Here is a 21,246-nt window from a genome sequence, read left to right as displayed (position 1 = left end):
GCTGGTTGGACAACGGCTTGGTCGGCGTGACCGAGATCTTGCCCCGGGTCGGGAACTCGTGATATTCCAGGGCAGCCTTGCGCAGCGCCTCCCGGCCCGGGTCGAGCGTGCCATCCAGCTTTGGTTCGTTGCTTTCGGATATGGTGGTCATGGTTTGCAGTACGAGATCGGCAAGGCAATCGTGTTGCGAACCGGATCGATGGAATTTCCTGAATCCACTAATTATCGAGGGGCGGTTTCGCGAGCGATATTCCGGCATGGTCGGGACGAGAAAATCATGGCCTATCAAGGGCGATAGAGCGGGACAGCCGCGGAAACCGCGGACTGAACGCCATGAATTCATCGTGAGGAGCGTATCGAGTCAAGCGTAGCCGGGCCCCGGGACGCCGTACAGTATCAGAGCGCGCTGAATTCACCGTATCAGCGAAGGGCGCGAGAATTCAGGAAGCGACTGGAACAAAGCAATGGCCGGGATTTGAAATAATCCGAGATTGTTCATTAGCCCCTCTGGGCGATCCTTGCAAGCAAGGGCGTCCCGAAGGATAATGACGGCCGCAAGGACGGCGCCAAGAACGCCACCGTTAGGGGCAAGACGCTGTCGCTGTTTGCCGAGGACGCCGATTTGCAGGGCTGGCGCTACGGGGCCATGCTCACCGATCTGCAACTTCCCGCGCTGGAAGTCTGGCGCCTGTATCGAGGCAGGGCCGATTGCGAGAACCGCATCAAGGAACTCAAGGCCGACTTTGGTTTGAGTAGCTTTGTGTTACGCGACTTCTGGGTCATGGAGGCAGCGCTGGGCGTGGCGATGCCCGCTTACAACCTGATGAGCGTGTTTCGCCATGCAGTGATGCGTCAAAAGGTGCATCACACCCTCTCCACGCTTCACCATCAGGTACTGGCCGTGGGCGCCCTGTGGGATGACGATGCAAGAAACGTCAAGCCAGTCTTGCGCCTGGCCGTCGCGCGAAAACGAAGACCGTGGTTTGAGGGCTTGTGGGGCAATGCCGGCGAGCCAGTCGACCTCTCACGGGCGCGAGCACATTGCTAATGAACAATCTCGGTTCAAATGTTATCGAGAGAATTGAGCGTTGCAGTGGCACCTCCGGGGTTTGCCCTCGATTCAGATCTGATTTATACAACAGGGCTACATGAAAAATGAAAATAAAAACTTTATTCATCGCTTCGCTGGGAATTTTATCGCTAATTCAAGCGTCACTATCCTTCGCGGATAATGTCAATGGGAAAAATCTCTATTCACAGAGATGTGCCATGTGCCACGGAATAGATCTCAAGGGAACAGGGCCATTGGCTAATAAAAGCAATCCTCCTACACCTGATCTTACGACATCCGCTTTCAAAAAACGACTAAATGATTATCCGGGCGTTATTGTATCATCGATAATACTTCGGCCAAATGGAGATTTGATTCCCAAAACTTTGCAAGAGAACGGTGTAAAGCTACCGCCATACTCTTGGAGGGTTAAGGATTTTCGCGATTTAAATCAATACATGAGTGGCGCGATCTCAAAAAATCGATGATTTCGAGATGAGAGGTGGGCGCAGAAATATAAGAGCCATTTCAGGGTTGGTTGCAAACAAGTTATTCAGCGAGGAGCTGATGAGATATTGGATATGATCAGTGGCTCTCGCTGATTTTTCTTCAAGCTTTATAACTTGGAGGGATAAACTCATGCGGACAAAGGTTGCAATCGTTGGAGCTGGCCCAGCTGGATTGATGTTGGGGCAACTTTTTTCTCATGAATATAAGCAACGTGGTTATTGAGAGTTGATCAACAAATTATGTAGAGAGCCGGAGTCGCGCGGGCCAGCTTACCCCTGCCACGGTCCAAATTCTTACTGAGCCAGTCGACCTCTCGCGGGCACATCGCCAATGAACAATCTCGGTTGAATTCGGCGATGACTCTCGCTTGTCGAAACCCTTGCGCCGCGCCGTGGAAGCTTGAATATCGATGGCAGTCGCATGCCGACTCGGAAGCGCGGGCGGACCAACGGCAGGCTAGCCGGCTTGGCGCTGCTCCCGTTCTACCGGCCGCGCAAGCCCCCGGCGCTCGATCGGCGTCGAGAAAACAATGGAAGTTCGCGTCTCGCCGAACCCGTTGATCTCGGACAGGAATCGCTCCAGGTCCTCCAGATCGGTGGCTACCACGGATAGCATGTAGGAATCGTTGCCGCTGACATGGTGGCATTCCAGTACACGTGGCGAGCTGCGCAGCTTGTCCAGCAATGCCTGTTTGCCAGGCTGGGGTGCATTGATCCCCACGATGGCGCGTACGCCATAGCCCACCGCTTTCGGGTCGATGTCCGCATGGAACCCCCGCACCACGCCGGCCTCCTCGAGGCGGCGCAGGCGCTCCAGCGTGGCGGGGATGGACAAGCCCGTGGCTTCGGCAAGCACCTTGAGCGGCTGCCGCCCGTCGGCCTGGATGGCCTGAATCAGGCGCCACGCCTTGTCATCGAGTTCAAGCATGGAATCTCCGTACTTTGGCTGGACGGCTTAAAAAATCGAAAGCAATTCTGCCGTACAGCAGAATTTACCCGATTCGTTTGCCGCAGAGAACTGGCTACCATGTGCGCATGGACTCTACGACGCTTCTCCTCTTTCTCAAGGCGGCCCTGGTCGGGATCTCGATCGCGGCCCCGGTCGGCCCCATCGGGCTGCTGACGATTCAGCGCACGCTTGAGCGCGGCATGGCCGTGGGACTGGCCACCGGCATGGGTGCCGCGCTGGCGGACGCCGTTTACGGCGCGATCGGCGCTTTCGGGGTTGGCTGGATCATCCATGCGCTTGCCGCCGCGCGCATGCCCTTGGCGCTGGGCGGCGGCGCCCTGTTGCTCTGGCTGGCCTGGCGCACCTGGCGCGCGCCGCTGGCGACATCGGCGGCGTCCGTATCCGGCGGCTCGGATCTGCTGCGCTGTCTCGCCGGTACGTTTGTACTGACCCTGTCCAATCCCGCCACCATCCTGTCATTTGTCGCTGTGTTCGGCGCATTGAGCGGCGGTGCCCTGGGTCCCATTTCTCCCGTTTCCATGATCCTGGGGGTATTCGCAGGGTCGTCGCTCTGGTGGCTGGCGCTCTCCCTGGTGGTCGCGCGGGGCCGCCATTTCTTCACGCCCGCCTGGCGCCGGCGCATCAACGCGGTCTCGGCGGTCGCGCTGGCCGCGTTTGCGATCTGGCAGTGGATTTCGGCTCTGGCAACGTAGCCGGGGCGGCCATGCGACGTGATCAGGTAGCCCGAGATGACAAAGAACATCGGCCGCCGATCCTTACCGTCTGCCGTGTGCTCTCGGGTAGACTTCCGTTGTTCTCCGTTTCATCGTGTGTTCCGTCCCCTTCATTTCCCTGACGCCATGCATCTGTCTGCTGCCATCCCCATCGTCCGCATCTTTTCCGTTGAGAAGGCCAAGGAGTTCTATCTGGACTTTCTCGGCTTCTCCCTGGATTGGGAACATCGTTTCGAGGAGGGTTTGCCCCTGTACGCCCAGGTGAGACGCTCCGGCCTGACGCTGCACCTGAGCGAGCACCACGGCGATAGCACACCGGGATCGACGATATTCGTGCCGGTCGAAGACATCGATTCCCTGCACGGCGAACTTGCCGCCAAGCAGTATCCATATGCCAGGCCCGGCATCGAGACCGTGGGCTGGGGGCGTCTGATGCAGGTAGCGGATCCCTTCGGCAACCGGCTTCGCTTTTGCGAGCTGTCCAAGGATTGAATGGCGCCGTCGCCAAGGGCTGGCTGCATGGCCGGCCATGGATCGCCCCGCCGGCGGCGGCAGATCGCGCTTGAAAGCCCCGATCAAGCGGACGTGATTCGCCTCATCGACGAACTCGACGCATACCAGGAACCGCTATACCCGCCCGAGAGCCACCACGGCATCGATATCGCGGCACTGTCGCAGCCCAACATCCTGTTTGCGGTCGTGCGGGGCGTGGTCAGGCAGGCCCGCTTGCGTTTAGATGAGCAGGTCCTCGTAGAACGCGCCGAAGGGCCGGGTCGGATGCGCGAGCTGAATTTCGAGAATCCAGAGCCCGGCATCCGGACAAGGGGCGAAGTCGCCCAGATCCCCGGCTCTGTAGATGGCGTGCGGGAAGTCGCTGACGCGATGCCCCTTGATCTCCAGGTTGAGCCGCCAGCCAAGCGCCGATGCCCGCCCGGCGGCGTAGTCATACAGTGCCTTGCCTCCTGCGCCGGTGCTTCTCCAATGATGCTCGACCTCGTCGAAGACCGACTTTGCGGCATCCGCGCATGCTTTCATTTCCGGATCGCTCCCGACCACGAAGGTCGCACCCGCATCGCCTTCGTGCCGATCCCAGACGACCCCGAGGTCAATGAAGAAGATGTCGTTCTCCTTGAGCCGCGGATCGCCGACGGAGCGCTGTTTGAACGTTCTCAGGGTGTTCTCGCCGAAACGGATCAGGACGGGGTGCCAGATGCGATCCATTCCAAGTTCTTCCAGGACGGCCTTGCACTGCGTCGTTGCCTCCGACTCGAGCATGCCGGGCCGGACCAGCTCGGCGACCCGGTTGACGACTTGCCACGTCTTGTCGCGTGCAAACTGCATCGACTCTAGTGCGTATTGACTGCCGACCGCCTGTTGCATGCTTCCTGCCATCTGGATTTCCCGTAGTGTGTTGCGTTATATTTGCAAGAATATAATGGTGCCATATCCAGCGTCCAGCGCGTTGGTTGCCATGGCCTCACGGCCGCGCATCCTGATCGGTGCGCCGATATAGAATCCAACTCCCAGAATCCAGCTCCCGCTGCCACTAGAGTCCAGCCATGCCCGCTACCCGTCAAGACTTCACGGAAAACCTTTTTTCGTATGGCACGCTGCAACTGGAGGCGGTGCAACTGGCGACGTTCGGCCGAAAGCTCGACGGCCGCGCGGACGTCATGCCGGGATACGCACTCACCATGCTCAAGATCGAGGATCCGCAGGTCGTCGCGACCAGTGGCAAGACCCACCATCCCGTCGTCGCATACAGTGGGAATGCCGGCGACAGCGTGCGCGGGACGGTATTTGCCATCACGGCCGAAGAACTGCGCCATGCGGATGCTTACGAGGTATCCGACTATCGGCGGGATCGGGTGGCGCTTGCCTCCGGCGTTCAGGCATGGGTGTATGTCGCAGCGGACTCGGCTGTGCCGCCTGCGCTGGAAGGGCATACTCCTGGCTGACCCCGGCCGCCGGGGCGCTGCATGCCCGCGAACTGGGCATCCTGCAGATCCACCTTTGCGTCAATGCCGAAAACCCCCGTGCGCAGGCTTTGTATCGCTCCCTTGGATTCAAGACGTTCGGCCTGGAACCGCGCGCCATGCGTGTCGGAGACCGGTTCTATGACGAAGAACATATGACGTTGAGCCTGGACTAGCGGACTAGACGATCCTCCACATGAAAAAAGACCGCATTCTCGTCCTGGACATCGATGGCACCCTGTCGGACTCCGTCGGCCTGCACCAGTCGGCATTCCTGGCAGCGATGACGGCGCTTGGGTTGCCGGACCTCGATACCGACTGGGGAAGCTATCCCCATCACACCGACACCGGCATCCTCGCCCACGCGCTGGCGGCGGGTGGGCGTGCGCAGATGTTGCCGCATGAGCAGGCGCTGTTCGAGCAGGACCTCGACCAGCACTTTGTGTCCCGGTTGTCCGAACGCGGCCTGGTGGAGATTCGCGGCGCAAGGGCGTTTGTCGAGGCCGCGGGAAACACAGGCTGGGCCGTTGTATATGCCACGGGCGGCATCAGGAGCGTCAGCCGGCGCAAGCTCCAGGCAATCGGCATCGCGTATGCGGAGCCAACCCTGATGACGGCGTCCGAGCATGCTTCCAGGACGGATCTGGTGGCGGCGGCCATCGAACGGGCGAAGCAATACTATGGCATTGCCGAGCCCAGGGATGTGGATTCGGTGGGTGACGGACGCTGGGATCTCGAGGTTGCCGGTCGGCTGGGGATCGGTTTTATCGGCGTCGGTTCTCCTCCGGCGGCCGACGTGCTGACGTCACGCGGCGCCACGGTGTTTCCGGACCTCGCACGCGCGATGCCGTGGCTGCAGGGCGGCGGCGGGCCGGTGTCGTCCGCGCTCCCGCGCGCCTAGACAGCCGGCAGTCTCGCAAGACGCTCCGCCGCGCGCTGCGTGGCATTCCTGCGGTGCTCGACGAACGACGCGATTTTCTCGCGCGTCGCGTTGACAAGCGCCGGCGGCGCCGTGCGGGGCGAGCCGGTCCGATAGGGCGGTTCCGGGTCGTATTCCATCTGGCGCTGGATGTCCTGCGCCACGCCGTGGCCCGCGAGATCCGCTACCACGCTCAGTGCAAAGCTGGTGCGCGGGGTCACGCAGTCCCATTGCTGAAGCCCAGATCGTTCTGAGTGGTGTTCTTGATGTGCTCTAGGCATATCTATCTGCGCTACAGGCAGTTCTGTTGAGGGCTCCGGCTGCGCATTCATTCCTCGTTGCGTTTTTTCTATTGAAATATAAATATAGATTTAAATAATTTATCAACCGACCGGTCGGTTTATAAATATACTGCGTCATCGGTCCACAGGATGATTCCCATGTACACACAGTCCCTCGACATCCCCGGCGGCCTTCAGCCGGTCGACCCGGCGAACACCGACGTGTCGCCAGAGCAGGCCCGCTTCGATGCGGTGATGCAGGCCGACGGCAAGATCGAAGCGCAGGACTGGATGCCCGATGCGTATCGCAAGACCCTGATCCGGCAGATCTCGCAGCACGCGCATTCCGAGATCATCGGCATGCAGCCCGAAGGCAACTGGATCAGCCGCGCCCCGAGCCTCAAGCGCAAGGCGATCCTGCTGGCCAAGGTGCAGGACGAGGGCGGTCACGGTCTGTACCTGTATAGCGCCGCCGAAACGATGGGCGTCTCGCGCGACCAGCTGGTGGAGGCGCTCCATGCCGGCAAGGCCAAGTATTCGAGCATCTTCAATTATCCGACGCCCACCTGGGCGGATGTCGGCGTGATCGGCTGGCTGGTCGATGGCGCGGCGATCATGAACCAGATCCCACTGTGCCGTTGCACCTACGGCCCGTATGCGCGCGCCATGATCCGCATCTGCAAGGAGGAGTCGTTCCACCAGCGCCAGGGATTCGACGCGCTCCTGTCGATGATGAGGGGCACGCAAGCGCAGAAGGATATGGTCCAGCAGGCCGTGGACCGCTGGTGGTGGCCGGTGCTGATGATGTTCGGGCCGAGCGACAAGGACTCGATCCACAGCGGCCAGTCGTTCCAGTGGGGCATCAAGCGCATTTCGAACGACGACCTGCGCCAGAAGTTCGTCGATGCGACCGTCGAGCAGGCGAAGATCCTCGGCGTGACGCTGCCGGACCCGGACCTGAAGTGGAACGAGGAACGCAAGGCGCACGACTACGGCGCGATCGACTGGGAAGCGTTCTGGCGTGTTGTCAATGGCGATGGCCCTTGCAACAAGGAGCGCCTCGCCACCCGGGTGAAGGCGCACGAGGATGGCGCGTGGGTGCGCGAAGCCGCGCTTGCGCATGCCGCCAAACAGGCCGCGCGGGCCAAGAAACAAGCCGCTTGAACAGGAGACGAAAATGAACAAGGAATGGCCGATCTGGGAAGTGTTCGTGCGCAGCAAGCAGGGGCTTGACCACAAGCATTGCGGCAGCCTGCATGCGCCCGATGCGAGCGCCGCGCTGCGCATGGCGCGCGATGTGTACACGCGCCGCCAGGAGGGCGTGAGCATCTGGGTGGTGCCGTCGGCAGCCATCACGGCCTCCGACCCGGCCGACAAGGAGGAGCTGTTCGAACCGGCGGGCGACAAGATCTACCGCCATCCGACCTTCTTCGTGCTGCCCGACGAAATCAACCACATGTAAGGCGCGACATCACCATGACTACGCCCCAACATTTGTCCTATGTGCTGCGCCTGGCCGACAACGCGCTGATCCTTGGCCAGCGCAACAGCGAGTGGTGCAGCCACGGTCCCGCGCTCGAGGAAGATATCGCGCTGACGAACATCAGCCTCGACCTGATCGGCCAGGCGCGCCTGCTGTACTCGCACGCGGCCACCCTCGACGAAGCGCTCAGCGGCGACAAGAAAACGGAAGACAGCTACGCGTACTTCCGCACCGAGCGCGAATTTGCCAACTACACCATCGCCGAGCTGCCGCATTTCGGGCCGCTCGCCGGCACGGCGCGCGCCGAGCGCGACTATGCCGTGACCATCGTGCGCAACTTCCTGTACTCGGCGCTGATGAGCCATTTGTGGACGGCTTTGCAAGCCTCCGCCGACGAGCACCTGGCGGCCATCGCCGCGAAGTCGCTGAAGGAAACCCGCTATCACCTGCACCACGCGAGCGACTGGCTGATCCGCTTCGGCGACGGCACCGATGAGTCGCACCGGCGGGCGCAGGCGGCGCTGGATTACCTGATGCCGTACACGCGGGAGCTCTTTGCGACCGACGCCGTGGAGGCCGCGATCGCCGCGGCCGGCATCGGCCCCCTGGCGGCGGATCTCGAGCCCGCATGGCAGGCAGACGTCGCCGCGACGCTTGCCCAGGCCACGCTCAAGGCGCCGGCAGAGGTGGAGCACATCACGACCGGCAAGCATGGCGAGCACTCCGAACACATGGGCTACCTGCTCGCGGAAATGCAGTCCCTGGCGCGCCAGCATCCCGGCGCAACCTGGTAGGCCGCAATGAACGCCAACGCCACGCTGCATGCAGACGCCACGCTGGCACGCGCCTGGGCCGTGCTTGAAGCGGTGCCGGATCCGGAAATCCCGGTGGTGTCGATCCGCGAACTCGGGATCCTGCGCGATGTGCGCCGCGCCGCGGACGGTGCCGTCGAAGTCGTCATCACGCCAACCTATTCGGGGTGTCCGGCGATGTCGCAGATTGCCGAGGATATCGGGCAGGCATTGACGGCGGCCGGCATTGCACCGCATCGCATTGCCACCGTGCTGGCTCCCGCATGGACCACCGACTGGATCACGAGCGACGCGCGCGAGAAGCTGCGCCGCTACGGCATTGCGCCGCCGACGGGCAACTGCGGCAGCCAGCGCGCGCCGCAGGAATCGACCATCCGCTTCGTGCCGCGTGCCGCGGCCGGCAGCCTGCCTGCCTGTCCGCAATGCGGCTCGGTGCACACCGAGCTTCTCGCGCAATTCGGCTCGACGGCATGCAAGGCGTTGTATCGCTGTCTCGACTGCCGCGAACCGTTCGACTACTTCAAACCGTATTGACTGGACCGACACCATGGCGACTCCGCAATTCCATCCGCTGCGTATCCGCGAGGTACGGCCCGAAACCGCCGATGCCGTCACCGTCTCGTTCGAGGTGCCCGAAGACCTGCGCGACGCCTATCGCTTCACGCAGGGGCAGTTCGTCACGCTGAAGGTGCATCTCGACGGCGAGGAAACGCGCCGTTCCTATTCGATCTGCGTGGGCGTCACCGATTACGACCGCGATGGCGAATTGCGCATCGGCATCAAACGGGTGCGCGGCGGGCGTTTCTCGAACTTCGCCTTCGATACGCTGCAGCCCGGGCATGAAATCGAAGTGATGACGCCCGATGGCCGTTTCTTCACGCACCTGAACGCCGAGCTGTCGAGATCGTACGTGGCGTTCGCGGGCGGCTCGGGTATCACGCCCGTGCTCGCGATCATCAAGACCACGCTCGAGATGGAGCCGACCAGCCGCTTTACGCTGATCTACGGCAACCGCAGTGTCGACGCGATCATGTTCGCCGAGGAACTGGAAGACCTCAAGAACCGCTTCATGAGCCGGTTCTCGCTGTATCACGTGCTGTCAGACGATTTGCAGGAGGTCGAGTTGTTCAACGGCGTGCTGGACCAGGAGAAATGCAAGGCATTCCTGGATACGCTGGTGCCGGCCGCCGAGATCGACGAAGCGTTCATCTGCGGCCCCGGACCGATGATGGATGCCGCCGAAACCGCGCTGAAGGCCGCCGGCGTGGCGCCGGAGAAGGTGCATGTGGAGCGCTTCGGCACACCGTTGCCGCAGGCGGGCGTGCCGCCCGTCGAGATCACCGACGATATGCCGGCCGCGGACCTGGAACTGATCATCGACGGCAAGAAGCGCAAGCTGCGGCTGCCCTATGTGGGGGTCAGCGTGCTCGATGTCGGTCTCAAGGCCGGCCTTGCGCTGCCCTACGCCTGCAAGGGCGGCGTGTGCTGCACGTGCCGCGCGAAGGTCCTTGAAGGCGAAGTGAAGATGGAAAAGAACTACACACTCGAACAACATGAAATCGACGATGGCTTCGTGCTCACGTGTCAATGCCATCCGGTCTCGGATCGGGTTGTCGTGAGCTACGACGAACGGTAATCGAAGTACAGCAACCCCTTTTTTCAAACGGCCGCACGCGATGAATTCCTCACTCTTTGAACAACACCAGAAGACGCTCGAAAGCGCACTGAACGCCATCAAGACCCGGGGCTACTGGAGTCCCTTCAATGAGATGCCCAGCCCGCGCGCCTACGGCGAAACCGCCGCCGCCGACGGCGAAGCAGCATTCAAGGCACAACTCGGGCAGCCTTTCCGGCTCGACCAGCCCGGCAGCGGCACGGTCGGCGAAGAGCGCTCGCCTTTTGGCTTCGCGCTGAATATCGGCTATCCCAACGCGGAACCGGATGCATTGATCGCGGCGGCGCAGAAGGCGCAGGCCCAGTTTCGCAAGGCGGGCCCGAAGGCCTGGATCGGCGTGAGCCTGGAAATCCTCGCGCGGCTGAACCAGGCCAGCTTCGAAATCGCCCACGGCGTCATGCATACCACCGGCCAGGCCTTCATGATGGCTTTCCAGGCCGGTGGCCCGCACGCGCAGGATCGCGCGCTCGAGGCGATCGCCTATGCGTGGGACGCGATGCGCGATATCCCCGAGACCGCATACTGGGAAAAACCGCAAGGCAAGAATGCGCCGCTCGCCATGGAAAAGCGCTTCACCATCGTGCCGCGCGGGATCGGCCTGGTGATCGGCTGCTGCACCTTTCCCACCTGGAACAGCTATCCCGGCCTGTTTGCCGATCTCGCGACCGGCAACGCCGTCATCGTCAAGCCGCATCCGGCTGCCATCCTGCCGCTGGCCATCACCGTGCGCATTGCGCGCCAGGTGCTGCAGGAGGCCGGTTTCGATCCGAACGTGGTGACGTTGCTGGCGACTGCCCCCAACGACGGCGCGCTGGTGCAATCGCTTGCCACGCGCGACGAGATCCGCCTGATCGACTTCACCGGCAGCACCGCCAACGGCGACTGGCTGGAGACGCATGCCCCGCAGGCTCAGGTCTATACGGAGAAGGCCGGCGTCAACCAGATCGTGATCGATTCGGCGGACGAACTGAAGGCGGTGTCCCGCAATATCGCGTTTTCCCTGGCGCTGTACTCGGGCCAGATGTGCACCGCACCCCAGAATATCTATGTGCCGCGCGATGGCATCAGGACGGCCGAAGGCACGGTCTCGTTCGACGACGTGGCGCAGTCCATTGCCGATGCCGTGCGAAAGCTGACTGCCGATCCGGCCAAGGCCGTCGAGCTGACAGGCGCGATCCAGAACAAGGGCGTGCTGGATCGCATCGAACAGGTCGCCGGGCTCGGTACGCCGCTGCTCGAGAGCCAGCGCCTGGCGCATCCGGCATTTCCGCAGGCCACGGTCAGCACGCCGATCCTGCTGAAGCTGGACGCGGGCCGCGACGAGGCAACGTTCACGCAGGAATGGTTCGGCCCGATTGCGTTCGTGATCGCCACCGACTCAACCTGGCATTCGCTGGAACTCGCCGCCCGCATCGCCCGCACGCGCGGGGCGCTGACACTGTCGGTCTACAGCACGGATGAAGCGGTGCTGGATGCCGCCGGCGAGGCCGCGGTGACCGGCGGTGTCGCGCTCTCGGTGAACCTCACCGGCGGCGTTTTCGTGAACCAGTCGGCCGCATTTTCGGACTTTCACGCCACCGGCGCGAATCCCGCGGCCAATGCCAGCCTTGCCGACGCCGCCTTCGTCGCGAACCGGTTCCGCGTGGTGCAGAGCCGCCGCCACGTGCCGCAGCGCGAGCCGGCCTGATGCCCGTGCCGGTGTCGCGCGGCGCGCCCGCCCGGCGGGCGCCCGAACAGCTCCGGATCGCGAACCGGCGATAAATCATCACGTCCACCATCCGGTCGGCCGGCTCGCATGGGCCGGCGGCGTGGACGTCTCGTTGTTTTTACCAGTCACTTGCCAGCCTGGCGTGGCACGACGGCGAAGACCGTTGCCGCGCATCGCCGCGTTCCGCTGCGTACGCCAGGCTGGCAAGCCGCTGAGTGGCGCCCCCATCCCCGCCACTGTCCAATCCTATTGCGTCGCGTCATCACCAGGAGACAACCGTGGTCCAGCCAATCCCTCAACCGGGCGAACTCGAGCCCATCGAACTAGCCAGCCGCGACGCGTTGCAGGCGCTGCAACTGCAACGGCTCAAGTGGTCGCTCAGGCATGCCTATGACAACGTGCCGCACTATCGCCGCGCCTTCGATGCCGCCGGCGTCCACCCGGACGACCTGCGCCAATTGTCCGACCTGGCCAGGTTCCCGACCACGTCGAAGCAGGACCTGCGCGACAACTATCCGTTCGGCCTGTTCGCCGTCCCGAAGGACGAGGTCGTGCGCGTGCACGCATCGAGCGGCACGACCGGCAAGCCGACCGTGGTGGGCTATACGGCGAAGGACATCGATACCTGGGCCAATGTGACGGCCCGTTCGATACGTGCCGCGGGCGGGCGCCGCGGCGACACGCTGCACAATGCCTTTGGCTACGGCCTGTTCACCGGCGGCCTGGGTATCCACTACGGCGCGGAGCGGCTCGGCTGCATGGTCGTGCCGATGTCCGGCGGGCAGACCGAGAAACAGGTTCAGCTGATCCGCGATTTCGAGCCTTCCATCATTCTCGTCACGCCCTCGTACATGCTCAACCTGATCGACGAAATGGCGCGGCAGGGCATGGATCCGGCGCAGTCGTCCCTGCGGGTCGGCATTTTCGGCGCCGAGCCGTGGACCCAGGGCATGCGCAGCGAGATCGAGACACGCGCCGGCATACAGGCCCTCGACATCTACGGTCTCTCGGAAATCATGGGTCCGGGCGTGGCGTGCGAATGCATTGAAAGCAAAGACGGGCCGGTGATCTGGGAGGATCACTTCTATCCCGAGATCATCGATCCGGTCAGCGGGGAAGTCCTGCCCGATGGCAGCCCGGGCGAGCTGGTGTTCACCTCGCTCTCCAAGGAAGCCATGCCGATGATCCGCTACCGGACGCGCGACCTGACGTCGCTGCTGCCGCCAACGTCGCGCGGCATGCGGCGGCTGGCGAAGATCACCGGCCGTTCGGACGACATGCTCATCATCCGCGGCGTCAATGTATTCCCGAGCCAGATCGAGGAGCTGATTCTCGGCATCTCCCGGCTTAGCGGGAACTACCAGCTATGCATCACGCGCGATGGGCATATGGATGCGCTATCCGTGTCGGTCGAGGCGCGGGCCGGGATCTGCGACGCGCTCGCCGATAGCGAGCGCGCGCAGCTTGCGCGCGAACTGCAGCATCGGGTGAAGACGATGGTCGGCGTTTCCGCCGCCGTGCGGGTACTGAATGCCGGCGAGATCAAGACGACGGCCACCGGCAAGGCGCAACGCGTGATCGACATGCGGCAGGCCGGCGCATTGGCCTGAGGCAGGCCCGTTCCCGCAGGCGCGGCTGCGTACCGGGCGCAGCCGCGGCTCCCGGCGCGCGGCTACCCGTGCCGCCTGTCCGGGTGCGAGGCCTCCAGGTGCGCCCGCACCGCCGAAATGTGATCGCCGGCCTTGGATACCGCGTCTTCAAGTTCCGCTTGCGTGCAGTTCAGGTCCGCGCACCAATACTGCACATCGATGGCATCCATCGTGTTGACGCGGCCCGGGTCCAGCGGCTTGAAACGCTTCAGGTCGATGCTCATGCGGTTCTCCCGATCCTTGCCGGCGTGGCCAGCTGTTGCTTCGATTGCGGGGGCAAGCCACCTTCGAAATTCCGTCTTGCATTGTAGTCATTCACGGGCCGCGCATGGCCATGACTTCGGTCCACCCGATGCCGGCCGGCGTTCATGTGCCCGTTCAGGCGGTTATCTTCGGGCGCGGGCAGTCCTTGCTCGCCACTGCATGCTCCGCCGGCATGCCTACCAGCCGTGGAACCGGCTCCAGGTGGCGATCTGGCCGTCTTCGGCGAGGGCCTGGTAGGCGGGAAACTGTGCGCCGGTGGCGCAGGCATGATTGGGCAGGATGCGCAGCAGCGTGCCGACCGGGAAGCGTGCCGCGATGCCGGTATCCGGCGAGCCCTCCCGCGCGAGGATGCCATGCTCCTGGTTGGCGCCGCTGAGCACGTAGCCAGGGATCACGGTACCGTCGACGGCGCAAACCTGGCCATAGCCGCAATCGTGCTTCTGCTTCTGCGTGCCGCGGTCGCGGCTCATCGCCATCCAGCCTGCATCGACGATGGCCCAGCCCTTTTCCGGCTGGTGTCCGATCACGGTGGCCAGCACGCTGAGCGCCACATCGTCCGTGGCGCAGACACCGACGTTGCGCATCACCAGGTCGAAGAACACGTAGACTCCGGCGCGCACTTCCGTAACGCCTTCCAGGTGCCGGGCGGACAACGCGGTGGGCGTGGATCCCACGCTGACCACCGGGCAAGGCAGCCCCGCTTCGCGCAGCCGCTGCGCCGCCGTGACGCAGCCGGCGCGCTCCTGCTCGGCCATCGCGGCCAGGGCCTCGGGCGTATCCAGGTCGTAGCTGGAGCCGGCGTGGGTCATCACGCCGCCCAGGCGCGCTCCGCCTTCGTGCAGGATGCGGCCAACCTCGATCAGGGCGGCTTCGTCCGCACGGATGCCGGAGCGGTGGCCATCGGTGTCGATCTCGATCCAGACCTCGAACGCTTCGCCATGCTCGGCGCCGAAGGCGGCGATGGCCTGGGCGGAAGCCACGCTGTCGGTGACGATCTTCAGGTCGCAGCCGCGCCGGCGCAGCGCCAGGGCCTGGGGCAGCTTGCTCGGCACCATGCCAACGCCGTAGAGGATGTCGTCGATGCCATCGGCGAAGAAGTGCGCCGCCTCCTTGATCGTGGAGACGGTGATGCCGCGCGCCCCGGCCTGCAACTGGGCTTGCACGACAGGCGTGCACTTGCTGGTCTTGGCATGCGGGCGGAAGCGCACGCCGAGCGCGTCCATGCGTGCCTGCATGCGCTGGATATTGCGTTGCATGCGGACGGTGTCTATCACTGCAGCCGGCGTATCGAGGCGCAGGAGTGCGGCCGGGGAAAGGTCGATATTGTCCATGTCTTCCATACTCGTCGTAACTTGTCCTGAGAGGAGGGCGTTGGCGCTAGGCATCCTGGCGGCCCGTCGCATGAAAGCCCCGGAGCCACGGCAGCGCCGGTTCCAGTGTCGCGGACTCGGCTTCGGGTGCCGGGGCGCCCGCGGGCAGGGCAAGGCCCACCCGGTTATGCCAGTAGGTGCGCAAGCCTGTGGCCGAGGTGCCGAACATGTCGTAGCCCGAACCCGCGACGAATGCCGCATCCGCCGCCGGCACGCCCAGTCGTGCCAGCGCGAGCCGATAGGGCCGGGGATCCGGTTTGTAGAAGCCGGCTTCCTCGGACGTGACCACCGCGTCCCAGTCGATATCCAGCAGGGCGGCAGCCCGGCGGCCCAGCCGGGTCGAGCAGTTCGTCACTACCGCCAGGCGGCAATGGGGCCGCAGGGCTTTCAGCAGGGCGCGGGCACCATCCCAGGCCGGGAGTGCGTCCCAGCCGGCTTCGAGTGCATCCGGCGCACTTGGAGGCAGGCCCACGTGCCGGGCGGCTTCCCGCACAAGCTGTTCGTAGCTGACATAGGCGCCGCAGCCGTAGGTTCGCTTCAGGTACTCCGCACGCCACGCCCGGCCTTGCGCCTCCGAGCCGGCGGCGGCATTCCAGACGGTCCAGGAGTCCAGCAGGGCGGTCAGCAGATCGAACAGGACCGCGCGGGGCCAGGTTTGGGCAAGAGACGGATCGGAAGTGTCCATGGGGTCCTTTTCAAAGACGAAGGTGAGATGTGGTGCGCCGGTCTTCGCAGCGACAGGCCCTCAGTGTAGGAACGAATGGGTGGCACGTGGTTAAATACTGGAACATCAATCGTTAAGCAGAAGTGAATGATCCAGATCGAGGACCTGCGCCTGGTCGACGCGCTGGCGCAGGCGCCATCCCTCAGCGCGGCGGCGCGCGCGCTGAATGTAACGCCGCCGGCGCTCTCCGCGCGCTTGCGGAAACTGGAAGCGACCCTGGGGCTGGCGCTCGCCACGCGCACCGCCCGGCGGCTTAGCCTGACGGCGGAAGGGGAGCGCTTCGCGCAGGAGGGCGCGGCGCTGCTGGCGCAACTGGAAGCGTTGCCCGAATCCTTTCGGCGCGAGGATCGCCGCTTGACGGGCACGCTGCGCATTGCCGCGCCCTTTGGCTACGGGCGGCACCATATCGCGCCCTTGCTCGCGCGCTTCGCGCAGTTGCACCCGGGCTTGCGCCTGCAACTGGACCTGCGGGAAACGCCCTGGCCGGACCGGCAGGACTCCGACGCCGTGATCCATATCGGCGTGGTGCGGGACTCGTCCTGGATTGCCCGCACGCTGGCGCCGAACGCGCGGTGGCTGTGCGCCAGTCCGGCCTACCTCCGCGCGCACGGGACGCCTGGGGAGCCGCGCGAACTGCTCGGGCATGCCTGCATCTGCATCCGCGAGAACGACGAGGACGTGACACTATGGCGCTTTCGCCGGCCGGGTGCGGAAAGGGGGCGGGGGCGGAAGTCACCGGCCCGTGAAACCTTGCGTGTCGTACCTGCCTTTACCACCAACGACGGCAGCGTCGCGCGGCAGTGGGCGGAGCAGGGGCTTGGGCTGGTGCTGCGGTCGGAATGGGATGCCGCCGAGGCGGTGGCGCGTGGCACGCTGGTCCGCGTCCTGGCCGACTGGGAGTTCGACAGCGCGCCGGTGACCTTGCTGGTGCCGACCCGGCGGGGCCGCACGGCCCGGGTCCAGGCGCTGCTGCAGTTTTTCGAGGAAACGCTGGGAAGCGGCGCACGGAACAGCGCCGCGGCACCGGCGCGGGGCCAGGCCTGAGCAGGCGGGCGGGCCGCTCAAGCCGGCACGCCGGCTTTGCGCAGATTCCGTCGAACGTCTTGCGGCCTGGCGCGAAGCCTGGCTTGCGCGCAAGCGCGCCGCATCCAGCAAGGCACATCCTGCATGCCGCTCGCCTTATATAAAACGGGCCGCGGTATCGGCAAAGCCTCGCCAGCGGCGGATCTTGCCGTCAACGACAGTGAAGACGTGTACCCATTCCGTCTCGATCAGCTTGCCCTCGGCGCGCGCGGTCCCGCGCAGGAAACCGAGTACCACCACATGGTCGCCTGACTCGATGAACTCGCGCGGCTCGAAGAGAAGCGTGTCGTCCGTCTGCTCGAGCTGAGTGAAGAAGGTGGCGACTTCGGCCTTGTCGTTGCGCTGCCCGGTGTAAGGAATCTGAGGCGGGCCCACCAGCTTCCAGTCGACCTTGTCTGCTACCAGATCCAGGATGGCATTGACGTCGTGGCGGCCATATGCTGCATAGGCTGCCTGCACGATGGAAAGCGGGGTGGTCATGTCGGTCTCCGGTTGCGTGCGCCCCACGCCCTTGCCAGGACGCGCGCGTGCCTCCAACTTAGGGCGCGACGATGCACCATTCAAGGCGCCGCTTGCGGCGTCACGATATTGAAGTGGCCGTCAAACGTATCCAGCATGCCGAACAGCGACGCCACCGCCTGCGGGTCGCCCGCAATGCGGATGCTGCCGTTGCGCACGGCATCGGGCAGGGTCAGCTGCTTCAGGCTGATGCGGTCCAGCGTGGCCTTGTCCAGCGTGATCGATGCCGTGGCCTGGGGATGCTGCGCGTCGGCCAGGTAGGTCAGCGCGCTGTTGCGCAAGGTCATGGCATAGCGCTGCCGCAGGTCGGTGAAGTTCCAGTTCAGCGTCATGGTCTTGCCGGCGGCCTTGTCGGCATTCAGGCGCACGGCCAGGTAGTCGAAGAAATGGGGCACGGTCAGCGCGCGCACCAGGTCGGGCGAGGAAGTGCCGCCGGGCGTGCCCTTTCTGACGCCATTGCGCAGCTCTTGCGCGCCGCTCAGGTAGGCGTTGCGCCAGGTGGCGTTCTCGCTCTGGTAGCCGAGCTGTTCCAGCGCATCCGCCTGCAGCGCGCGGGCTGCGGCGTTGGACGGGTCGGCGAACACCAGTTCATTGCCGATCTGCGCCACCCAGCGGTATTCGCCACGGGCATAGGCTTCACGCGCTTTCGCCAGCACGGCGTCGGGGCCGCCCATCCATTCGATGGTCTTGGTTGCGGTCTGCACCGGCGGCAAGGGGTCGAGGTGGGCCGGATTGCCGTCGTAGAAGCCCAGGTAGCGCTGGTAGACGGCGCGTACGTTGTGGCTGATCGAGCCGTAGTAATCGCGCGCATACCATTTGCTGGCCAGCGGTTCGGGCAGCTTGCGCAGCGTGTCGGCAATGTCCATGGGGGTGAGGCCGTGGTTCATCAGGCGCAGCGTCTGGTCGTTCAGGTAGGCGTACATGTCGCGCTGGTCGGAGAGGAACTCGTTGATGCGCGCCTGGCCCCAGGTCGGCCAGTGGTGCTGCGCGATCAGGATGTCGCTGCGCTCGCCGTAGCGGGCCAGGGCCTGGCCGATGTAGTACGACCAGGCCTTGGCGTCGCGCACCTGCGCGCCGCGGATGGTCAGGATGTTGTGCTGGGTGCGGGCGGCGTTCTCCGCGATGCACAGGGTGCGCATCTGCGGGAAGTAGAGGTTCATCTCCGCTGGCGCCTCGGTGCCCGGCGTGAGCTGGAACTCGATGTCGATGCCGTCGATGCGGCGGGTGTCGATGGTCTTGCCGATCAGGTCGGTAGGCGCGAGCAGCGTCACCGTGCCGCGCGAGGTGCCCTTGCCAAGGCCGGCGTCGACCTGTCCGGTCGCGCTGCGCGGCAGGCCGGCGCCGTACATGTATTGCGCGCGCCGGCTCATGGCGTTGCCCGCCAGCACGTTCTCGCTGATGGCTTCCTCCATGAAGCCGGCCGGCGCGATCACCGCTATCTTGCCGGCTTTTACGTCGGCCTCGCTGACAATGCCCTTGGCGCCGCCGAAATGATCGACATGGCTATGCGTGTAGATCACCGCGACCACCGGCTTGCGCGGCCGGTGCGCGTAATACAGCGCCAGCGCGGCATGCGCGGTCTCGGCCACGATCAGCGGGTCCATCACGATGATGCCGGTGTCGCCTTCGATGATGTTCATGTTCGACAGGTCGGCGCCGCGCACCTGGTAGATGCGGTCGGTGACCTTGAACAGGCCGGCTTCGTTGTTGAGCTGCGCGAGCCGCCACAGGCTGGGGTTGACCGTGGGGGGCGCACCTGTCTCGCGCTCGAAGGCATAGGCGTTGAAATCCCAGGCCACGCGGCCGTCGGCACCGTGGATGGCGCCCTCGGGGAAACGTGCCACGAGGCCGCGCCGCGCATCCTCGAAATCCTGCCGGTCGCCGAAGGGGAGGGTTTGCAGCCAGGCCGCATTGGCTTGCGCGGTGGCGGGCGAGGCCGGCGCGCCCGGGACCTGGGCCAGGGCGGACTGGAGTGCGGTGAGCATGAGCAAGGTGAGCAGCGCGGGGAGGGCAGTGCGGCGAAGAAGCATGGCGGGACGCGAAGAGAGGCAGGACGCTAATTGGAGTCCATTGCCAGCTATAATTCAATTGCAAGTTTTTTATCCCTGCAATGCATGGAGCGCATACATTGAATCTGAAGCGGCTGGAATACCTGATCGCGGTGGCGGAAGAAGGCTCGCTGGCGGCCGCCGCCCGCCGCGTGCACCTGAGCCAGCCCGCGCTGACCCGCAGCATCCAGGCGCTCGAAGCCGAGGCCGGCATGCCGCTGTTCGACCGCGGCGCGCGCGGCGTGTCGCTGACGTCGGCGGGACGCATGGTGGCGGAGCGGGCGCGGCGCATCCTGTTCGAGACCCGTTGCCTGGCACGCGATCTCACGCTGGTGAGCCAGCACGAAATCGGTAGCGTCCAGCTTGGCATGGGGCCGTTCCCTGCCGCCATCCTGCTGCCCGAGGTATTGTCCACGATGAGCCGGGACTGGCCGAAGCTCCGCATCACGGCCGAGGTGAACAGCGCGCCCGCGCTGCTTGCCGCCCTGCACGCCGAGACGCTGGATTTCGTGGTGGCGGAGCGCCGCACGATTCCGCCCGTGGCGGAACTGGAGGTGCGGCGGCTGCGGCCGGAGCGTTCCGGCTGGTTCGTGCGCCCGGACCATCCGCTTTGCCGCGGCCGCAGCCGCGTTACACCGGCACAGTTGCGCGAGGCAGCCCTGGTGTCGGTGACCCTGCCGCCGTATGGCCATGGGCAGTTGCGCCGGCTGCTGGGCTGCCGCCCTGGCGAAAGCCTGCCGTTCCAGGTGGAGTGCAACGACTTTCGCGCGCTGACACGCCTGGCTTGTCATTCCGATGCCGTCCTGCTGGCGCCGGCGCGCGCGCTCAAGGCCGAACTGGAGGCGGGCGCGCTGGTTGCCCTCGATCTGGCGGGGAGTCCCGCCATGACGGTGGAGTTCGTCGTCGTGCATCTGGCGCAGCGCACGCTGTCCCCGGCGGCGGAAAGGGCGGTGACGGTGGTGGTGGAGGCGGCCGCATAGGCCGGTTTCCGCAGCCCTCTTTTCCTTAACTGCGTCCAGGCATGCCGGGCGGGAAGCGTCTGCCGAACGGTTCCAGCGGCAGGCGCAAGACGTTGGTCAGGTAGCTGACCGTCCGGTAGAAGCCGGCAAGCATCAGCAGTTCAAGCAGCGCCTCCTCGGCATGGTTCGCCGCGAGCTGCGACCACAGTTGGTCGTCCACCTGGCAATCCCGATGCAGCGCGTCGCACAGGCGAAGCAGGGTGGCCTCGCCGGGAGTCCAGCAGGCGTCGTTCGGTCCGCCGCGCGCCAGCGAGTCGATCTGCGCCTCGGTCAGATCGGCGGCCGCTCCAAACCGTGCCACATGCACGCCCCATTCATACTCCGATCCGCACAGCGCGGTGGTGCGGTTGATGACGATCTCGCGGTCCCGCAGGCTGATGTTTCCCTTGTCCAGCAGGCCGGAACCAAAGAACTTGCCCGCCAGCCGCGCATCCCGCGCCAGGGTTGCGAACAGCGCGATGGGCGGCGCCCCT

General features: G+C 64.6%; 26 protein-coding genes and 1 pseudogene. 17 read left to right on the top strand and 10 right to left on the bottom strand.

Translation table 11 applies throughout. From position 1 onward, the window contains the following. The coding region (locus P3W85_RS04135) for a hypothetical protein (protein WP_276263834.1) at positions 1-151 on the bottom strand (151 nt) is incomplete at its 3' end. 495 nt (positions 152-646) lie between these two features. Here P3W85_RS04135 and P3W85_RS04130 point away from each other — a divergent pair. The 3 genes from P3W85_RS04130 (at position 647) to P3W85_RS45465 (ending at position 1,783) form a co-directional block, all read left to right on the top strand. Then, complete coding sequence (locus P3W85_RS04130) at positions 647-1,048, top strand: transposase (RefSeq protein WP_346430235.1); 402 nt, start codon at positions 647-649, stop codon at positions 1,046-1,048. A 107-nt stretch (positions 1,049-1,155) separates the two neighbouring features. Next, positions 1,156-1,539 (top strand): c-type cytochrome, encoded by a 384-nt coding sequence (locus tag P3W85_RS04125; RefSeq protein WP_276263831.1) that lies wholly within the window; start codon positions 1,156-1,158, stop codon positions 1,537-1,539. 151 nt (positions 1,540-1,690) lie between these two features. Further along, positions 1,691-1,783: an FAD-dependent monooxygenase gene (locus tag P3W85_RS45465; RefSeq protein ID WP_430869490.1), complete on the top strand. Its 93-nt coding sequence runs from the start codon at positions 1,691-1,693 to the stop codon at positions 1,781-1,783. A 234-nt stretch (positions 1,784-2,017) separates the two neighbouring features. Here P3W85_RS45465 and P3W85_RS04120 read toward each other — a convergent pair whose 3' ends face one another. Further along, positions 2,018-2,488: an Lrp/AsnC family transcriptional regulator gene (locus P3W85_RS04120; protein ID WP_276263830.1), complete on the bottom strand. Its 471-nt coding sequence runs from the start codon at positions 2,486-2,488 to the stop codon at positions 2,018-2,020. 14 nt (positions 2,489-2,502) lie between these two features. On the opposite strand from P3W85_RS04120, the gene P3W85_RS04115 reads away from it, so the two are divergent. Both P3W85_RS04115 and P3W85_RS04110 read left to right on the top strand, forming a co-directional pair. After that, the gene (locus tag P3W85_RS04115; protein WP_346430234.1) at positions 2,503-3,222 is read left to right on the top strand and encodes a LysE/ArgO family amino acid transporter; all 720 of its coding nucleotides are present in this window, start codon (positions 2,503-2,505) and stop codon (positions 3,220-3,222) included. A 147-nt stretch (positions 3,223-3,369) separates the two neighbouring features. After that, on the top strand, positions 3,370-3,735 hold the full coding sequence (locus P3W85_RS04110; protein ID WP_017226853.1) for a glyoxalase superfamily protein: 366 nt from the start codon (positions 3,370-3,372) through the stop codon (positions 3,733-3,735). 240 nt (positions 3,736-3,975) lie between these two features. Here P3W85_RS04110 and P3W85_RS04100 read toward each other — a convergent pair whose 3' ends face one another. Then, entirely contained in the window at positions 3,976-4,635 is a 660-nt protein-coding gene (locus P3W85_RS04100; RefSeq protein WP_017226854.1) for a M24 family metallopeptidase, read from the bottom strand. 167 nt (positions 4,636-4,802) lie between these two features. Here P3W85_RS04100 and P3W85_RS04095 point away from each other — a divergent pair, with 167 nt between their 5' ends. The 3 genes and pseudogenes from P3W85_RS04095 to P3W85_RS04085 all read left to right on the top strand — a co-directional run bounded on the left by P3W85_RS04095 (position 4,803) and on the right by P3W85_RS04085 (position 6,120). Continuing rightward, a complete protein-coding gene (locus P3W85_RS04095; RefSeq protein WP_276263829.1) occupies positions 4,803-5,201 on the top strand; it encodes a gamma-glutamylcyclotransferase family protein in 399 nt (132 codons plus the stop codon). Between the two features lie 8 nt (positions 5,202-5,209). After that, positions 5,210-5,395: pseudogene (locus P3W85_RS04090) on the top strand (GNAT family N-acetyltransferase); the annotation flags it as partial. Positions 5,396-5,415: 20 nt separating this feature from the next. Next, the gene (locus tag P3W85_RS04085; RefSeq protein ID WP_276263828.1) at positions 5,416-6,120 is read left to right on the top strand and encodes an HAD family hydrolase; all 705 of its coding nucleotides are present in this window, start codon (positions 5,416-5,418) and stop codon (positions 6,118-6,120) included. Here P3W85_RS04085 and P3W85_RS04080 read toward each other — a convergent pair. Beyond that, entirely contained in the window at positions 6,117-6,359 is a 243-nt protein-coding gene (locus tag P3W85_RS04080; protein WP_276263827.1) for a hypothetical protein, read from the bottom strand. The two genes, P3W85_RS04085 and P3W85_RS04080, sit on opposite strands and share 4 nt — an antisense overlap. Positions 6,360-6,578: 219 nt before the next feature. Here P3W85_RS04080 and paaA point away from each other — a divergent pair, with 219 nt between their 5' ends. The 7 genes from paaA (at position 6,579) to paaK (ending at position 13,707) form a co-directional block, all read left to right on the top strand. Beyond that, on the top strand, positions 6,579-7,583 hold the full coding sequence (paaA, locus tag P3W85_RS04075; RefSeq protein WP_017226858.1) for a 1,2-phenylacetyl-CoA epoxidase subunit PaaA: 1,005 nt from the start codon (positions 6,579-6,581) through the stop codon (positions 7,581-7,583). A gap of 13 nt (positions 7,584-7,596) precedes the next feature. Continuing rightward, positions 7,597-7,881, top strand: a complete 285-nt coding sequence (gene paaB / locus P3W85_RS04070; protein WP_017226859.1) for a 1,2-phenylacetyl-CoA epoxidase subunit PaaB — start codon at positions 7,597-7,599, stop codon at positions 7,879-7,881. Between the two features lie 14 nt (positions 7,882-7,895). Continuing rightward, positions 7,896-8,696 carry a 1,2-phenylacetyl-CoA epoxidase subunit PaaC gene (paaC, locus tag P3W85_RS04065; protein WP_276263826.1) on the top strand — a complete coding sequence of 267 codons (801 nt, stop codon included), beginning with the start codon at positions 7,896-7,898 and terminating at the stop codon, positions 8,694-8,696. Positions 8,697-8,702: 6 nt separating this feature from the next. Beyond that, positions 8,703-9,248, top strand: coding sequence for a 1,2-phenylacetyl-CoA epoxidase subunit PaaD (paaD, locus tag P3W85_RS04060; RefSeq protein WP_276263825.1), 546 nt, complete (start codon positions 8,703-8,705; stop codon positions 9,246-9,248). A gap of 13 nt (positions 9,249-9,261) precedes the next feature. Further along, complete coding sequence (gene paaE / locus P3W85_RS04055; RefSeq protein WP_276263824.1) at positions 9,262-10,350, top strand: 1,2-phenylacetyl-CoA epoxidase subunit PaaE; 1,089 nt, start codon at positions 9,262-9,264, stop codon at positions 10,348-10,350. A gap of 40 nt (positions 10,351-10,390) precedes the next feature. Further along, the gene (paaN, locus tag P3W85_RS04050; RefSeq protein ID WP_276263823.1) at positions 10,391-12,076 is read left to right on the top strand and encodes a phenylacetic acid degradation protein PaaN; all 1,686 of its coding nucleotides are present in this window, start codon (positions 10,391-10,393) and stop codon (positions 12,074-12,076) included. Positions 12,077-12,375: 299 nt separating this feature from the next. Continuing rightward, positions 12,376-13,707: a phenylacetate--CoA ligase PaaK gene (gene paaK / locus P3W85_RS04045; protein ID WP_276263822.1), complete on the top strand. Its 1,332-nt coding sequence runs from the start codon at positions 12,376-12,378 to the stop codon at positions 13,705-13,707. Between the two features lie 62 nt (positions 13,708-13,769). Here the strand turns inward: paaK and P3W85_RS04040 are convergent, their stop codons facing one another. The 3 genes from P3W85_RS04040 to P3W85_RS04030 form a co-directional block, all read right to left on the bottom strand. Continuing rightward, complete coding sequence (locus tag P3W85_RS04040) at positions 13,770-13,970, bottom strand: DUF3606 domain-containing protein (RefSeq protein WP_276263821.1); 201 nt, start codon at positions 13,968-13,970, stop codon at positions 13,770-13,772. A 216-nt stretch (positions 13,971-14,186) separates the two neighbouring features. Continuing rightward, positions 14,187-15,341 (bottom strand): DSD1 family PLP-dependent enzyme, encoded by a 1,155-nt coding sequence (locus P3W85_RS04035; protein ID WP_035811630.1) that lies wholly within the window; start codon positions 15,339-15,341, stop codon positions 14,187-14,189. 46 nt (positions 15,342-15,387) lie between these two features. Then, the gene (locus P3W85_RS04030) at positions 15,388-16,065 is read right to left on the bottom strand and encodes an HAD family hydrolase (protein ID WP_276263820.1); all 678 of its coding nucleotides are present in this window, start codon (positions 16,063-16,065) and stop codon (positions 15,388-15,390) included. Positions 16,066-16,191: 126 nt separating this feature from the next. Between P3W85_RS04030 and P3W85_RS04025 the strand changes: the two genes are divergently transcribed. Next, positions 16,192-17,148, top strand: coding sequence for a LysR family transcriptional regulator (locus P3W85_RS04025; protein ID WP_276263819.1), 957 nt, complete (start codon positions 16,192-16,194; stop codon positions 17,146-17,148). Between the two features lie 135 nt (positions 17,149-17,283). Here the strand turns inward: P3W85_RS04025 and P3W85_RS04020 are convergent, their stop codons facing one another. Both P3W85_RS04020 and P3W85_RS04015 read right to left on the bottom strand, forming a co-directional pair. After that, positions 17,284-17,667 carry a nuclear transport factor 2 family protein gene (locus P3W85_RS04020; protein ID WP_017226869.1) on the bottom strand — a complete coding sequence of 128 codons (384 nt, stop codon included), beginning with the start codon at positions 17,665-17,667 and terminating at the stop codon, positions 17,284-17,286. Between the two features lie 80 nt (positions 17,668-17,747). Beyond that, entirely contained in the window at positions 17,748-19,736 is a 1,989-nt protein-coding gene (locus P3W85_RS04015; RefSeq protein ID WP_276263818.1) for an alkyl/aryl-sulfatase, read from the bottom strand. A gap of 98 nt (positions 19,737-19,834) precedes the next feature. On the opposite strand from P3W85_RS04015, the gene P3W85_RS04010 reads away from it, so the two are divergent. Further along, positions 19,835-20,734: a LysR family transcriptional regulator gene (locus P3W85_RS04010; RefSeq protein WP_276263817.1), complete on the top strand. Its 900-nt coding sequence runs from the start codon at positions 19,835-19,837 to the stop codon at positions 20,732-20,734. 25 nt (positions 20,735-20,759) lie between these two features. Here P3W85_RS04010 and P3W85_RS04005 read toward each other — a convergent pair. After that, positions 20,760-21,246, bottom strand: a 487-nt coding sequence (locus P3W85_RS04005) for a carboxymuconolactone decarboxylase family protein (RefSeq protein WP_276263816.1), incomplete at its 5' end; no start/stop codon positions are given.

The sequence above is a fragment of the Cupriavidus basilensis genome, from assembly GCF_029335485.1.
Taxonomy (GTDB): Bacteria; Pseudomonadota; Gammaproteobacteria; order Burkholderiales; family Burkholderiaceae; genus Cupriavidus; species Cupriavidus basilensis_E.
The sequence above is the reverse complement of the archived record's forward strand: the minus strand, read 5'-3'. Positions and strand labels throughout refer to the sequence as shown.